16 protein-coding genes are annotated in these 15,601 nt (G+C 29.7%); all 16 read right to left on the bottom strand.

Annotation, left to right across the window (positions count from 1 at the left end):
• Positions 1 to 86 precede the first annotated feature (86 nt).
• Positions 87 to 1,304, bottom strand: a complete 1,218-nt coding sequence (locus tag IR152_RS05790) for a DUF4179 domain-containing protein (protein WP_227450850.1) — start codon at positions 1,302 to 1,304, stop codon at positions 87 to 89.
• 62 nt (positions 1,305 to 1,366) lie between these two features.
• Positions 1,367 to 1,900, bottom strand: a complete 534-nt coding sequence (locus tag IR152_RS05785; RefSeq protein WP_227450849.1) for a sigma-70 family RNA polymerase sigma factor — start codon at positions 1,898 to 1,900, stop codon at positions 1,367 to 1,369.
• A 218-nt stretch (positions 1,901 to 2,118) separates the two neighbouring features.
• On the bottom strand, positions 2,119 to 2,658 hold the full coding sequence (hpt, locus tag IR152_RS05780; protein ID WP_227450848.1) for a hypoxanthine phosphoribosyltransferase: 540 nt from the start codon (positions 2,656 to 2,658) through the stop codon (positions 2,119 to 2,121).
• 327 nt (positions 2,659 to 2,985) lie between these two features.
• Entirely contained in the window at positions 2,986 to 4,293 is a 1,308-nt protein-coding gene (locus tag IR152_RS05775; RefSeq protein ID WP_227450847.1) for a serine dehydratase subunit alpha family protein, read from the bottom strand.
• A 429-nt stretch (positions 4,294 to 4,722) separates the two neighbouring features.
• Positions 4,723 to 6,498: a sigma-54 interaction domain-containing protein gene (locus IR152_RS05770; protein WP_227450846.1), complete on the bottom strand. Its 1,776-nt coding sequence runs from the start codon at positions 6,496 to 6,498 to the stop codon at positions 4,723 to 4,725.
• A complete protein-coding gene (locus tag IR152_RS05765; RefSeq protein ID WP_003422082.1) occupies positions 6,495 to 6,632 on the bottom strand; it encodes a hypothetical protein in 138 nt (45 codons plus the stop codon). Before IR152_RS05765 ends, IR152_RS05770 begins: the two co-directional genes overlap by 4 nt.
• 77 nt (positions 6,633 to 6,709) lie before the next feature.
• Positions 6,710 to 7,279: a class I SAM-dependent methyltransferase gene (locus IR152_RS05760; RefSeq protein WP_003422084.1), complete on the bottom strand. Its 570-nt coding sequence runs from the start codon at positions 7,277 to 7,279 to the stop codon at positions 6,710 to 6,712.
• A gap of 182 nt (positions 7,280 to 7,461) precedes the next feature.
• Positions 7,462 to 8,097 (bottom strand): single-stranded DNA-binding protein, encoded by a 636-nt coding sequence (locus tag IR152_RS05755; RefSeq protein ID WP_227450845.1) that lies wholly within the window; start codon positions 8,095 to 8,097, stop codon positions 7,462 to 7,464.
• Positions 8,098 to 8,760: 663 nt separating this feature from the next.
• Entirely contained in the window at positions 8,761 to 9,642 is an 882-nt protein-coding gene (locus IR152_RS05750; protein ID WP_227450844.1) for a sulfite exporter TauE/SafE family protein, read from the bottom strand.
• Between the two features lie 119 nt (positions 9,643 to 9,761).
• The gene (locus IR152_RS05745) at positions 9,762 to 10,769 is read right to left on the bottom strand and encodes a proline racemase (RefSeq protein WP_227450843.1); all 1,008 of its coding nucleotides are present in this window, start codon (positions 10,767 to 10,769) and stop codon (positions 9,762 to 9,764) included.
• 19 nt (positions 10,770 to 10,788) lie between these two features.
• Positions 10,789 to 11,070: a hypothetical protein gene (locus IR152_RS05740; protein WP_227450842.1), complete on the bottom strand. Its 282-nt coding sequence runs from the start codon at positions 11,068 to 11,070 to the stop codon at positions 10,789 to 10,791.
• A gap of 64 nt (positions 11,071 to 11,134) precedes the next feature.
• On the bottom strand, positions 11,135 to 11,602 hold the full coding sequence (locus tag IR152_RS19960; protein ID WP_255612379.1) for a glycine/sarcosine/betaine reductase component B subunit: 468 nt from the start codon (positions 11,600 to 11,602) through the stop codon (positions 11,135 to 11,137).
• A gap of 14 nt (positions 11,603 to 11,616) precedes the next feature.
• A complete protein-coding gene (gene prdD, locus IR152_RS19955; protein WP_077709715.1) occupies positions 11,617 to 12,375 on the bottom strand; it encodes a proline reductase cluster protein PrdD in 759 nt (252 codons plus the stop codon).
• A 79-nt stretch (positions 12,376 to 12,454) separates the two neighbouring features.
• Entirely contained in the window at positions 12,455 to 13,180 is a 726-nt protein-coding gene (gene prdB, locus IR152_RS05730; RefSeq protein WP_011861888.1) for a D-proline reductase (dithiol) protein PrdB, read from the bottom strand.
• Between the two features lie 43 nt (positions 13,181 to 13,223).
• A complete protein-coding gene (locus IR152_RS05725) occupies positions 13,224 to 13,502 on the bottom strand; it encodes a CBO2463/CBO2479 domain-containing protein (protein WP_227450841.1) in 279 nt (92 codons plus the stop codon).
• An 80-nt stretch (positions 13,503 to 13,582) separates the two neighbouring features.
• Positions 13,583 to 15,463, bottom strand: coding sequence for a D-proline reductase (dithiol) proprotein PrdA (prdA, locus tag IR152_RS05720; RefSeq protein WP_227450840.1), 1,881 nt, complete (start codon positions 15,461 to 15,463; stop codon positions 13,583 to 13,585).
• Positions 15,464 to 15,601 lie beyond the last annotated feature (138 nt).

The following is a 15,601-nucleotide window of genomic DNA, read 5'->3' as shown; positions in this document are numbered from 1 at the left end:
TTTTAAAATTAGAGCAATACTCTATGACTATTGAGTATTGCTCTAATTAATTATATGAATCGACAATTTCTTATGTTAGAATATATCTATTCACTTATATCAATATCTATACTTTGATTATTAAATGTTGTTACATTGTTGCCTTTCTTACCCCAGTCTTCTATTATTGGAGTCACACTTATTTTTTTAACATCTTTTTTAATTTCGTATTCTAAATAAGATTCAACATAATTACCTTTAGAATATCCTAAATCATAACCTTCAGAACCACTAAGAAGCTCTAAATTTTTTCCTCTTCCACCTTTAAGTGCAAACTTTAATATCTTTGGTGCATTATCATCCTTATCAAAATTATATTTATTAGTCTTAAATCCATACATTATCCTAATCTTTGTAGGAGAAACTCTTACTTCTTTCAATATTAAATCAACATCAATATTTTTATTTTTTAGTCTTACATTCTTATCTACATTATAAATCCTTGTATCTTTAACTATATTTGAACCATTTATGTTTGTATTAAATGACCAATTCCCACTAAGATACCCATTTAGGTGTTCTCCTTCTACTCCACCCATATTTCCTATTTCTATTTCTTTTGATGTTTTTATATCCTTATTTAACTCATACTCTACTTTATTTATACTTATCTTTATATCGTAGTTCTTATTTAAATCTATGTTTTTTAATAAATCAAAATTTTCTACATCACTTTTTCCATCTTCATTCTTATCCAAATTATCAAGTTTACAAGTCATAAGCATATTAGTAGTGCCATCTTTATTTTTTTCTGATGTAGAAGGACCTGTTATTGAGACAAAGTTCATATTTCCAACTTTAATTTTAATATCATCAATTCCTAAGAATCCATTTTCTTTCTTTAATCCCAAAGCATCTTTATCAAGCTTACCATCATCAACACTTATATTGAGGAATAGTTCTCCATCTCCAAGCATAATCTCATTTAACTTTATACTGATTCCTTTATCTGTAGCAACACTATCCACAATCTTTTTATAAGGTTTAAGTTCTTCAGTATCCTTATTAAAGAAATATTCTATTTGTTTTCCTAGATGTTGCATATATGCTAGAGTAGTTTTATTAGTAAATGCAGATGTACCTAAAATAACTACTGATAATCCCCCTACTAGAGCATACCTCTTAAAATTATTATTCTTATTATATTGAATCTTAGATTTCATTCTCTTTTTCATCTCACCTTTTTCTTCACTACTCAATACAACATCATCATATTCTCCTATATCTATATTTGTCTCATTAAATAAATCAAATTTATCTCTCATAAAATTCTCCTTTTCTTCTATATTTTCTATATTTAAACCATTTACTATTTTTAATTCTATACTTAGGCTTTCTTCTTACTTAAACTAAGTCTCATTTTTTTCCTTCCTCTTGAGAGTCTATTATGTAGATTCTCAACAGTAGTTTCATTTTGAATAGCTATGTCTTTTAGAGATACATCCTCTAAATAATACTTTCTAAAAAGCTCTGCATCTTTATAACTTAATGTACTTATAAGATTATCTACTTCTTCTTCAATTTCCCTTTTATCTAAGTCCTTGTCTATATAGATTATTTCTTTAGCTTCTGAATCTAAATAGACATTGCTATTTGCATACTTTTTTCTATAATTAATTGCTCTGTACTTAGAAATAGAACCTATCCAGTTTTTAAAAGAATTTTTTTCACTATCAAATTTTTCTATGTTATTCCATATTGATAAAAGTACATCGTCTATACATTCTTCTTCATAAATCCTAGCATTAGCAAGGGTTCTTCTGACTATAGATGTTATAAAACTCCCATACTCATCAATAAGCATTTCCATTCCTTTTTCTTTTTGTTTTTTTATATTTTTGATTATCAGTTTATCTTCCAAGTTAATACCTCCTTTGTAAAAGCCTTTACAATTACTAATACAATTAAAAATCTTATTTCCTATCAATTATTTAAAATTTTTTTATTAAATTATAAAAATAAAACCAGTTAATCTGTATAAAATTAAACTAATCCTACTTTAGATTTCTTTTTAAATAAAAAAACCTCAACACGATTAATAAAAATCATATTAAGGCATACACAAAATTATATAATTGCTTATCTATCTTCATCTGTAACATTAAATATATAAGGAACATTTCTATAGTAATCACCAAAATCAAATCCATATCCAACCACAAACTTATCCTCTATCTCAAATCCACAATAATCTGGTATTAAATCGACTTTTCTTCTACTTGGTTTGTCCAAAAGAACACAGCATTTTAAACTAGCTGGGTTTTTAGATTTTAAATGTTTTAATACAAAATCCATAGTAAGTGCAGAATCAGTAATATCATCTACAACTAACACATCATATCCTTCTATATCAGTAGTCACATCTGAAACCACTTTAACCTTTCCAGTACTTTCTTCACTGTTTCCATAACTAGATGTAGTCATAAAATTAACTCTAAGTGGTAAATTTATATTTCTAACTAAGTCTGCACAAAATATAAAGCTACCTTTTAATAGAGAAACCACCATAAGATTTTTATCTTTATAATCTTTTTCTATAATTGCTCCTAATTCTTTTAATTTATCTTTAATTTTTTCTTCTGAATACAACACTTCCCATTTTTTTGTTTCTATATCCATAAAAAGACCTCCAATTGTAATAATCCTTCTTAATTTTATAAGAGATTGCTCACTTTTTCAATACTCTTATTCAATATTAGCCAATATTATTGAGTTTTTAATTTCATTCAACAATTATTAACAATGTATCTTATATTTTAAGTAATTAATATATTCATACTAAATTACATACTATATATTTTAGACAAAAAAAGAAAAAACTTGCACTAACAAGTTTTTTCTATTATACATAAACTTATACATAATCGTATTTTATTAGATGGTACTAATTAAATTTATTTATGCTATTTTTGTTATACCTCATACTACAAAACATATTTTAAAATACTAGTCAACTTTATTCATATCATTCATTACATTTAGGATTATCTCATCTGTTATAGACATACCTTTATCACTTACTATACCTAAGTTTTGTATACTTTGCTCAACACTTGAACCAACTATACCATTTAGTGGTGGTACAAAACAATCTTGCTTAGCTATTATGGCACTTTGTATAGCCGCAGATGCAGCAGAAGATAATTTTAATGCACAACCAGCTTTTGCACCATCACATATCATTCCACTTAAGTCAGCTATCATATTTTCTATAGCCCCTTCTATTTGCTTTTCAGTACCATTCATAAGCCACGAGATACCAGCAGTTGCTCCAGTAGATGCAGCAACACCGCATCCACATACAGCAGATAATCTTCCTGTATAGTTCTTAATATAACCAGTTACTAGATGAGATATAGCTAAAGCTTTTGCTAGTCTTTCATCAGATTGTGGAAACTTTTTATTGTAAGCAACGATTGGAAGAATTGCTGTTAATCCATGGTTTCCACTTCCATTTGAGCTCATAACAGGCATTTTTACCCCTGCCATTCTTGCATCTGAAGCTCCAGCAGTTAACATCATTGCATAATTTATAACATCATTACCTAAAAGACCTTCTTCCATAGACTTTTTAATTCCGTATCCGACACCAATACCAGTTTTTTGCTTTAATCCATATTCAGCCATTTCTTCATTCATTTTTACTCCATCTAGTAAAAATTCTATATCTTTAAAATCAATTTCTTCTACATTTTTTATTAATTCTTGTATAGTTACAGTATCCATTAAGCTCTCAACTTTTTCTGTTGCATCATTTGAAACTGATACTTTTGGTTCATTGTCTAATAATACTTCTCCATCTTTTTCTAAGAACGTAAAATTATCATGCTTAGTTCTTATTCTAACTTTAGCAACATGATTTTCTCCTTTTAACACAACTTCTATAAACACTTTCTCTCTTGTATCAGCAGGAGTTATTGATAGAGGAGTATTATCCATATAATCCTCAGCTATTTTAACTTCTTCTTTTGTTAGGGTCTCTAAAACACTTAATCCGTTTTCAGAATGTCCACCTACTATACCTAGAGCTGCTGCTATTTTTAGTCCTAATCTTTCAGTACCTGGTATACCTACGCACATACCATTTTTATAGATACTAGGACTAACTAACATACAATTTTCAACTATTTCTTCTCCTAATAATTCCTTTGCCTTTGCACATGCTAAAGCTAAAGCTACTGGTTCAGTACATCCTACTGCTGGCTTAACTTCTGCCTTTAACATTTCTACTAATTCTTTTCTTATATCTCTCATTATATATAAACCTCCCAATTAAGTTTAGATTTAGTACTTAAATAATTCTTTTAAATAATTTCTTATCTTCATCTATATTTATAGCAAAATACATGCCATATTTCTTATTTCTGTTCATATTTTTAATTTGATATTCTATAATTATTGAGACGACTGGTTTTATTTATATATTTTTTTTATTTGGATAGAGGTTTTATATTTTTTAAAATGGGGAAATATGTGACAATTTCGCAAAAAGACAAAAAAAAATCTCAAAATGAGATTCTATATCATTTTGAGACGACTCAAACGTATTACTTTTTAACTTATAAAAACCATTTTTTAATTCATAAAAAAGATTATGCAAAATACTTATAGTAGAAGTTTAAAGCTTTCTTTAAAGTTATGAATTTAGAAAATTTAAATTTTATATAGCTTTTTATTATATTACTATGAAATTATATTGTATTTTTCAATTTTTCTATATAATGTAGCTCTTGATATTCCAAGTGCTTTAGCTGTTAATTCTTTATCTTTTTTATAATCTTTGTATTTATTTAAAGCTTTTATTATCTCGATTTTCTCTAGTTCATCAAGTGGAATTATCCTGTCACTTTTAACTTCTAACTCCTCTACAAATGTATTCTTAATTTTTCGAGGAATTACATTCATTGTAATTATTGGAGATGAAGACATATTCACACTATATTCAATAATATTCTGTAGTTCTCTTATATTACCTGGCCACTTATATTCAATCATAGCATCAACAACCATGCTATCTATATCGATAACATTTTTATCTAATTTTTTTGAATACTCCTTAACCATATGCTTGATTATAAGTGGTATATCTTCTTTTCTTTCTCTTAGACTTGGTAATTTTATAGGTATAACATTTAGTCTATAATATAAATCTTCTCTAAAGGTACCATTTTGAACCATTTTTTCTAAATCTTTATTTGTAGCAGCGATAATTCTTACATCTATCAAAACATTTGATTTACTTCCAATTTTATTAAGTTCTTTTTCTTGTAATACCCTCAATAATTTTGATTGTAAATGCAAACTCATATCTCCTATTTCATCTAAAAATATACTTCCTTTATGTGCTACTTCAAACATTCCAAGCTTTCCACCTTTTTTAGCTCCAGTAAAAGCACCCTCTTCATATCCAAATAATTCACTCTCTAATAAATTATCTGGTATCGCTGCACAGTTTACAGCTATAAAAGGATTATCTACCCTATTACTATGGTTGTGTATAGCTCTTGCAAAGAGCTCTTTACCCGTTCCACTTTCCCCAGTAATAAGTACTGTTGATGTTGATTTAGAAGCTATTAAGGCTTCTTTTTTAGAATTTCTTATAGCTACACTTTCTCCAATTATGTTTTCCAATTTTATCTTATAATCTTTATTCATCTTATTGTAGTTTTTTATAGCATCTCTTTTATCTATAAAGTCAATAACATATCCTTTTAATTCATTTTTTAGCACTATTTTGTTTATGTTATATATGCCCTTTGAGTCATATCCGTATCTCTTGTAAAAAAAGCTACATGATTTGTCCTTCTTAAAATTATTTATAGAAGGCTTCTTTATAAAATCTAATTCGATAAATATGTTTTTGCCAGTTATATTATCTTTTATATTAAAAAGTTCTTTAAATTTTGAATTATACTTATCAATCTTACCGTCCACATCAATAGACACAACAGCTTTATCCATATTATTTAATAAAGTCTCTAGTTTTTTCTTTTCTAACTCCAATTCATATGTCTTAATTTGAGCTTTTAGCTTATTAGATATTAAATCTGCCATCTTTCCTAAAAAGTTTATAAGACCATTTTTATTATTTTCTATAATCTGTGCTTGCTCTTTTGTAAAGGCTATAAGACCTATAACACCATGAGAATCTCCATCACATATAATAGGACAACATACCTCTGCAAACTCTACACAATCGCCATTCTTATAGCATTCTTTACATATATCACTACTCTTTGGGTCATCAATTAGTATTGTAATCTGTTCTGTAAGTGATTTTTTAAAAGCCGTATATTTATCTACTTTCTCACCTATTTTATCCACATATATTCCTGTACCTGCAATCCTAAATAACTCCTTATTTACTATAGTTACATCTATATTGAGTACTGACACTATAGCCTCAGCTATATTTTGAATGTCCGATTTTATATATTCTAAACCTATCATAATCATCATTCCTTATTTTTCTTTAACATAAGTATTTGTCTTATTTCTTTAAGAATCAAGTATATCTTATTTAAAGTAAATTGTATTGACATTAGGATTACAAAGAGCATAACAATTATTATTAATTCATAATTTATTTCCATTTAAACATCTCCTTATAATAAAAGACTAGGCTTAACCTAGTCTTTTATATTATATCCATATTTATATTTTAACTCATTTATCTTCTTTTTCCCACATAAATATATTTTAATTTATTTGACTCTTTAATCATACCATCAAAGTTTAATCTTGAAAATATATTGAATACTTCATGTGGATAGTGAATCTTTGCAACAGAACCACAAAACTTATGTTTAAGATAGTTTAACTTAACTTTTAAATTTTTTAAATTTAAATCCTCTAATATAACCTCTCCATTGCCCTTTAATACTCTTTGTATTTCAGATGAAGCTTTTTCACAATCTGTAATAACATTAAATTGGTCAACTATTATTATCTTGTTGAACTGATTATCATCAAATGGTAGAAACTCTAACTTACCTTTAACTACATTGCAATTTTCATTATACACTAAAGAATAACAGACATCTTCATAGTTACTATTCTCCAGTATAGTTACAGAAGTCCCAAGACCTCTCAATCTCTTGCCTAGGTTTCCTATATGACCAACAAGCAATATTTTATCACCTACATTATACTCAATTGTATCCAAAAAACATTCTAATTCATCAGATGTATATTTAGCTTTAACCGGCTGTTTATTTATCTGACATAATATGCTTTTCACAACGCTTCACCTCTTCATTTCCTCAATTATAAATTATGTACAGATTACATTATAATAAATGGCGAGCAACTATTCAAGAGATATTTCATTAGTATTTTTTTAAACAATCTTTATACATTTTAATATGATATTATACCAAATTTATTAGTATTTTATTCATAAAAAACAGTCTATTTTTATGTTTATTCATTGTTATTTTCATCCAATTTTTTTATTTTCGATATGGATACTTCATATGCCATTTTTTTAACCACATTATTTTCATCTATTTTTTTCTCATATTCTCTACTTTGAACTCTACCCCAAAGCTGTATTCTATCACCAACATTTAGATTCTTTGCAAATTTAGCATTTCTCCCCCAAACTATTGATGGGATATAATCAGATTTGTTATAAGGTCTGTTTATAGCAACTAATAAATCGGTTATTTCTCTCCCTAAAGGTGTCTTCCTATACACAGGTTCCTTACACACATATCCATCTAAAAATATACTATTAGGATCTTTATTTTCCTCGTCCATACTTTTTATTTCTCTGACAAACACTGTAAGCACTAATCTATTTTTATTATTTAATGTTTTATTATATGATCTTAATTGACCTATGACATTGACTAAATTTTGTTTATCAAGGTCAATATCTTGGAGAAGTCTTTCTGATACAGTCATTGGAAGTATATCAAAAGAATCGCTTAGTCTATTTATTTTTATTTTCATATTATAAAATTTTTCTCCAAATATTTCATGGCTAAATTCTAGCTTATTGTCTAACTCCCCTCTTAAGTTTACTACGTTATTCTCATCTTTAACAGCTATCATATTTTATCCCTCCACAATTGTTAATTCTTATATTTCTGGTATCAGCTTATATAATAAATATATTTATAAGGGATGTATTTTATTACAAATCTTTGATTGCTGTTTAAAAGTTTTTATTTAGTTATAAATTTTATTTAATCTTTTACTTTTATAATGATACAATTATTATATTTTTATGCCATATATACTAATTAAGCTATCTATTTCAGTGTTGAATTAATTATAAAATTCTTATTACACAATTATTAAGTCATATATAACTTAAATTTAACTACTATAATATAAGCAATTTCAACGAATTAAATTTATTCAAACAATTCAGATAATTATTAAGTTATTATAAACTTATTTTCTCAATTATAAGTTGTATTCGACTTATAATAACTCATACTTTTATTAATCTGTATTAATATATGAATATTTATTAAACTTATTGATTATAAAATTTAAATATTTAGCTTTAAATTGTGCTTTAATCTTTAGAAATGCAACAATTTTTACATCAAATCTACTAAATTACTATATGTATTACATAATTGGCATGTTAATTGCTTTATAATTTAATAAATAAAAACTGCCCTAAAATATTAATTCAATATTTTAAAACAGTTTGTAATTTTTGTTATTAGCTGTAATGCTTAATAAACACTAAGTAGTCTTTAATTAAGCAACCTTTTTGTTTTTATTTGCAGCCATTATCATTGTAGCAGAAGTGTAAGCTATAACAATTATTACTAATGCTTTTAATATATCCATTGGTAAAGTTTTTACTATATATGCAGCTACAAAAACTCCTATTAAACCACATATAGCTATTATAACTGATGCTTTTTTAGTATATGCATCTTCTTTTATGAATTTCATACTTGCAACTGGCATTAATAATGCACAAGAACCCATAACTATTGGGAATGCAACTTTTGCAGACATTCCTAAGAAATAAACCATTGCCATGCCTGGAGCATATAGACCTATACCAGCTGTCATTAAAGCTCCTAGTATAAAGTTTCCTACTACACCTATTACTAATTTAATATCAGTAAGACCTAATTCATTTCCTCCACCTGGTAATAAGTTAATCCAAGGATGACCTAATAACATTAATACTGCTGTTAATGCTAGAGTTACACCCATAACAAGTTGTATTTTTCTCTCGTCCATCTTAGCTATTATTCCTGCACCTATGTATGAACCAACAGCTGCTGCCACAACCATAGATACTAGAGTACCACCATCAACTGGTATAATTGATGTAAATATGAATGCTTCTGTAACAACTGGAATAGTATGTGCTACGTTTAATGTACCAGGCATTTTTTTATCTGGTATATTTAATTTTAAAGCTTTTGACATTGCTATTGTTGGAGCAAATGAGCCTATTCCTAATGTATCAAAGAAGTCTGTTATAAATCCTGTTACAGCAACTTTTGGAGTACTTTGTTCTTCTAGTTTCCCCTCTTTGTTTGCCTTAGCTACGTCTTTACCAAACACAACTGCAAAGATTGCTGCGAATACTACGTATAATGCCTTTAAGATTGCTACCATAATCTGTCCTCCTATTTTTTCACTTTTTCATATATTCTGAATCTTATAGCCTAAAAGCTATAGAATAGTAGCCGATAAGTGACTACTATTCTATTTTAATTTCCCAATTTATTTATTACTTATTTAAGAATAAATCCATGTTTAAGTGGATCTTCTTCATCTATTACAAAGTGATTAAATCCAGTTATATAAGCAGAACCAGTTATTTTAGGTACTACAGCATTAAAGTCTGCAACTTTAGTTTCTTCAACTATTTCACCTTTGAATAAAGTTCCTAATATACTTTCATATACGAATTTTTCTCCCACTTTTAATTCACCTTTAGCATGTAAAGTAGCTAGTTTAGCACTTGTTCCAGTTCCACATGGAGATCTATCAACTTGACCCTGACCAAATATAACTACATTTTTGTAAGTAGCTTCTGGATGAGTTGGCTCATCATATATTTCAACTAAGTCTACAGTTTTTATGTGAGCTAAAGTTGGATGTTGTATTTCTATTTTCTCGTTTATTATATCTCTAAGTTTCATTGCTAGTTCAGTTAATTTACCAGCATTTTGAGGTTCTATTTTTAAACCTAATTGACTTGCATGTATTATAGCAAAGAAGCTTCCACCAAATGATATGTCAAATTTAACAGTTCCAACACCTGGTAAGTCAACTTCAACATCTTCTTTATATAAGAAAGCTGGTACGTTTAAGAATGATACTTCTTTAGCTTTTCCATCTACAACTGTAACGTCTCCTCTTATTATTCCTGCTGGAGCTTCCATAACTACATGAGTTATAGGCTCTACTGCTGGAACTACACCTGTTTCTATAGCTGCTGTCATAGCTCCTATTGTACCATGGCCACACATATTAAGGTATCCGCCACCGTCCATGAAGATTATTCCAAAGTCAGCATCTGGACAACAAGGTTGAGTCATTACAGAACCAAACATATCATTATGTCCTCTTGGCTCTAACATTATAGCAGTTCTTAAATAATCTAGATTTTCTTCTAAATATGCTTTCTTTTCAGGCATAGAATTTCCTTTTATGTTAGGTATTCCACCTACAACTATTCTAGTTGCTTCACCTGCTGTATGAGAGTCTATAGCTTGTATACTTCTGCTAAATTTCATATCAAATTCCCCCTTAGGTTTATTTTGCGTCTTTACGCATTTTTAATTTTAGGAAAGCCAATGATTTTTTTACATCAGCTTCATCCATGTGATTGTCTCCAACTACTTCTGTTTCTATGTAGCCTGTTGTCTTTTTATAATCAATTATGATAGCTTTATCCAAATGTGGATTGGTAATTACTAGTCCATCTGCTCCCATAATAGTAAGACCTACTGTAGGTATATCTGATTTTACAAACTCTGCTATAACATTTATAAAATCAATCTGCTGGTTTCCTGCCATATCTAAAGTTATAATCACTCCATCAGGTAGAAATGATTCAATCCATCTTCCAAGTTTAGTTGCTAAGTCTATGTCAGAATCATTATCCTTGTTTTCTCATTTTAAGTTTTAAAAATGCCAAAGCTTTTTTAGCATCTATTTCATTTGTGTTGTTTTCTCCAACTACTTCTGTCTCAATACCTTCTTTTGATTTGTTCATATCAACTATGGTATCCATATATTGATTGCTTACAACAAACTTAGCTTGAGTACCATTAAACGTCACTCCAACTACAGGTATATCTCTTTTTCCTATTTCCTCAAATGTGTTAGCGTAGTCAACATGTGAGTTTCCCCAACCATCTGATGAAACTATAGCTCCATCTACTCTCATCGCTTCCAGCCAAGCGGCCGTTCTTTGTCCCACAAAAGTTTTATTTTCATTTCCATCTGGAGTTCCTACTACTATTACTCCTAGTAAATCTACATCCTTATCACTTTCAACTATGTCTAAAAGTGGGTCTCTAAAGTGATGAAGAGATGTTTCTTTTGTTGAAGGTCCTATTCCCATAATATCCACCTCTCTTAAGTCATAGCTCTAAGAGCACCATCTCTGTATTCATTAGGAGATATAATCATAGGTACGTTTCCCATATCTATAATTGATTTTCCTCCTTCAAATCCACTAGGTTCCTTTGAGAATAACTGATTGTCATACATAGCACCTTGACCTGCTATTTGTTTCACTATGACAACCTTTTTTGCATTTGGTCGAATTTTGTCAAAATATTCACGAGCTTGAGTTGCATTTCTTCCGTCTTCCATTTTCAAAGACGTTCTTATTTCTTGTATAAAATCATCACATGCTCTAAATGCTGCAAGTGGAAGCGTTCTTTCAAAAGGTAAGCCTCCCTTTAGAGTTACATCTACATGAATTATATAATCTTCAACTGATGGAGTTCCATATCTCCCAAATACCATTTGTTCTCTCAAAATACCTTCTGAAGAACCAAATTCATGCATTTGATTTCCATCTTCATCTGCACCAGTTAACATTACATATACACCAGTTAAAGTATGTGTAATTCCCTCTCCCAATCTGCCTAAAACTTTGGTTGATATTGGTATAATGTCCATAATAGTATTAATTTCTCTGTCATAATCTCCAGGTTTTATAATATCTACTTTTATGTCCGTTATTAACTCTTCTCTTTCTTTTATTTCATTTATACTTGATAAATTTATTGTAAGTACATCTTTCTTTATAGAAGTTTTTGAACCGAAATTAACTTCATTCATATGAAACGGTTTTATAACAAGTCTTCTCATTATTTTTTCTTCCATAATATCCACCTTTGTTCTTAAAACCCCTCTCCTAACTGTGTAGAAGAAGGGTTCTATATTTTCAAATATAAATTACATTTTAAACGTGAGCTTTATATTCGTATGGTAATGGAACTATCTTACCAGCAGATGGTATTGCAACTAATTGCTCTAATGTATCTCTTAATATATGTGTTTGCATTTCTATGTTATGTGGTTCACCAGCATTAGCACCCATTGGAACTAATGGAGCAACTGCTCTAGGAGTTCCGTTTTGTCTAACTACTGGAGGAAGAGCTGCGATTATTATTGTAGGTATTCCAGCTTCCTCTATTGCTCTCTGCACGATCACGGCAGTTCTATGGCAAGTACCTCAGCCAGCTGTCATAACTACACCGTCTACTCCCTCTTCCTTAAGTTTAGCAGCGATAGCAGGACCAGTTTCTTCAGTGAAGACATGTTGGTTTCCTCCACCACCCATGAATGCATAATGCATAGGAGCTACTCCTTTGATAAATCCTTCTGCAGCTAATTCATGTAATCTATCTATAGGGAACATACAGTTTATATCTTTGTTTACATCTCCATTGTCATATCCACCATGTGATACCATCATTTCATCAACTGTAGCTGTATTAGGTATAGCTCTAAATGTAGTATCTCCTGCTAGATTAAATCTCTTGTCAGATTTTAAATGAACACCAGCTGCTGTAGCTAAAGCTATAGTCATATCTTTTAATTCTTTAGTTACAGGAGTCCAAACTGGAGGAGGTGTTATTGGAACGAATATTTCAGATTGAAGTCCTTGTACTGTTGTAAGGCTCATATATTTCCTCTCCCTTCTATTTTCAAACGATTATTTATTATTTTTATTCTTGTTTTGATTGCATTTCTGCTTGTTTTTCTTTTTCTCTCCTAATATTTTCTACATACTCTTGATTAGGCTCTGGACTTAATACCTCAGGATAGCTTAGCATGAATCCAACTTCTTGACCTATCTTAAGTTCGTAGTCAGTTATAAGCATTCTATTAGGTATTTTAAATTGTCCAAGTCTACCTTTTAGGTCTATAGTCACTCCACCACCTTTGATGTCAACTATAATACCTTCATAAAAAGTCTCTGATGAGATATATTTTAACCTATCCATTATAATTCTACCTCTCTATACTGTTTTAAACTTGGATCTAAATTTATGTTATTATCTAAATCTTAGTTGTTATCTAAATTTTAGTTTTCGTCTTTTTCGTATATTTCTCTTCTTTTCTTACTCATTGGTAGAGATTGCTCATTCTCTTCTAATACTATTTTTTCTCCTGTAACTTTTTCTATAGCCTCTATGTTATTTAATTTAACATTTGGATTCCATTTTCTTTCAGGAGCTTTAACTTCTACACCTGCTATAGCATTTTTAAGCATAGCCATTATTCTAACTGCATCTTCTGGAGCTAAAGTATTGTTAGATAATATTTCATTCTCTATACCTTGCTTAGACTTATTGTTGTCTACCATGTGAGTCATGTATTTATTACCAACAACTAAAGCACCTTGAACAGCTGAGAAACTTACACCAACTACTGGTATACCTCTCATACCTATTTGTTCTATGTGAGATGCGAAATCTATATGGTTGTTTCCGAAACCTTCAGTAGTTACTACAGCTCCATCAACTTCCATAGCTTCAACTAACATACCTAATCTCTTAGATACATAGAATTTCTCAGCATTTACTTGTGGAGAACCAACAAATACAACACCTACTAAATCTATTTCTTCGTCTTCCATAGCTCTTATTACTAATGGCTCTCTCCAGTAATGTCTTGACATTTCTTTTGATGCAGGTCCTATACAAGTTAATGCATGGATACCACCATCTAATACTTCAAGTGGAGATAATACAACTGGCATGTTTCCTAAGTCAACGTTTGGTTGAGCTCCTAATGTACCAACTGGCTCAACTGGTAATATTAGGTTGTCATGCATTGCACCTTGTCCCATTATTTCTTTTATAACAACAACTTTCTTTTTACCTTCTCTTCTGTATTGCTCTATTACTTCTTCATCAACTACTAAAGAGTTGTCAACTTTCTTTAATGCTTCTCTTATTTCTTGAGTTATATAGTCAAATGCACGGTGAGCAGCTAGAGGTCCTGGTCTTTCCATGTTAGTTCCTGCTTTTATTGTTACTTGACCTTTGATGAATATTTCACCTTTGTCAGCAGCACCTGGTCTACCCCACATTATAGTAGTATTTAACTCACCCTCTGAAGAACCGAATTCACCTATTTGAACTCCATTTTCATCTGTACCAGTTAATACCATTACAGCTCCATCTATAACTCTTGTTATACCTGAACCTAATTCGCCTTCTTCTTTAGTAGCGATTGGTTGTATATCTAATATAGCTTCACTGTAAGTTTCATATTTATCAGGAGTTATTATTTCTAACTTCATATCTACAACTAACTCTTGAGTTTCATTAGCTTCTTTACATATTTCTTCTGCATTTCTGATGTATAAAGTAGTTCCTTCTATTTTAGTCTCATCAGCAAATTCAACTTTATCTATTTTAAAATGTTTTTTAGTTAAGCTTCTTAAAAGTTTCTTTTCTCCAACTTTTGGAGTTACTTCTTCTGATGCACTTGTCACTGGAGTAGCAACGTTTGCTACTGGAGCAGTAACTCCTGCTTGACCAGCTACTGATAAAGGTATCTCTAAGCTTATGTTCTTACCTTCACCTATGTGTATTTTAACTGTTTCACCTACAACTCCTGTGCTTACTGGAACTACTGCTGCCTCTGATACTGTAGCTGATTCTACTACTGTTTCTTTTACTACTTCTTCTTTAGCCTCTCCTGCTTTGTATCCTTCTACGTTATCTGTAGTCATTGGAGAAAGAGCGTCTAAAGTTTCTTTTAACTTAGCTCCTAGTACTTGACCTATAGTTAATCCATTTTCTGGTATTGTTAATAATCCAGAATCCTCTAAGTCTGCAAATATTGCTGGATCTTCTAAGTTTTCTGGCGCTATAATTGTTCCCGCTTCAAATCTACAACAACAAACTGCTGGGTCATTTGCATGGGCTTGAGCTGTTTCTAAAGTTATTGACATAGTATAAAATACCTCCTTACATTATTTTCTTATTTATTATTTTAAATCTCAACTCCTCAATAGGAAACCCCTTAACTGAGAAATTAAGTAAATTAAAACCTACGTAATTTCTTATGATTAATATTATTTTTTCTCACT

The sequence above is a fragment of the Clostridioides sp. ES-S-0108-01 genome, from assembly GCF_020662285.1.
Lineage (GTDB): Bacteria > Bacillota > Clostridia > Peptostreptococcales > Peptostreptococcaceae > Clostridioides.
The sequence above is the reverse complement of the archived record's forward strand: the minus strand, read 5'-3'. Positions and strand labels throughout refer to the sequence as shown.

Bases quoted from the DNA above. Each gene is read 5' to 3' on its own strand.
- IR152_RS05770 (WP_227450846.1), bottom strand. From the start codon at position 6,498: ATGATGATTATGATAGGTTTAGAATATATAAAATCGGACATTCAAAAT.
- IR152_RS05750 (WP_227450844.1), bottom strand. From the start codon at position 9,642: ATGGTAGCAATCTTAAAGGCATTATACGTAGTATTCGCAGCAATCTTT.
- IR152_RS05790 (WP_227450850.1), bottom strand. From the start codon at position 1,304: ATGAGAGATAAATTTGATTTATTTAATGAGACAAATATAGATATAGGA.
- IR152_RS05725 (WP_227450841.1), bottom strand. From the start codon at position 13,502: ATGGATAGGTTAAAATATATCTCATCAGAGACTTTTTATGAAGGTATT.
- IR152_RS05755 (WP_227450845.1), bottom strand. From the start codon at position 8,097: ATGATAGCTGTTAAAGATGAGAATAACGTAGTAAACTTAAGAGGGGAG.
- IR152_RS19960 (WP_255612379.1), bottom strand. From the start codon at position 11,602: ATGGGAATAGGACCTTCAACAAAAGAAACATCTCTTCATCACTTTAGA.
- IR152_RS05765 (WP_003422082.1), bottom strand. From the start codon at position 6,632: ATGGAAATAAATTATGAATTAATAATAATTGTTATGCTCTTTGTAATC.
- hpt (WP_227450848.1), bottom strand. From the start codon at position 2,658: ATGGATATAGAAACAAAAAAATGGGAAGTGTTGTATTCAGAAGAAAAA.
- IR152_RS05775 (WP_227450847.1), bottom strand. From the start codon at position 4,293: ATGAGAGATATAAGAAAAGAATTAGTAGAAATGTTAAAGGCAGAAGTT.
- IR152_RS05745 (WP_227450843.1), bottom strand. From the start codon at position 10,769: ATGAAATTTAGCAGAAGTATACAAGCTATAGACTCTCATACAGCAGGT.
- prdD (WP_077709715.1), bottom strand. From the start codon at position 12,375: ATGGAAGAAAAAATAATGAGAAGACTTGTTATAAAACCGTTTCATATG.
- prdA (WP_227450840.1), bottom strand. From the start codon at position 15,463: ATGTCAATAACTTTAGAAACAGCTCAAGCCCATGCAAATGACCCAGCA.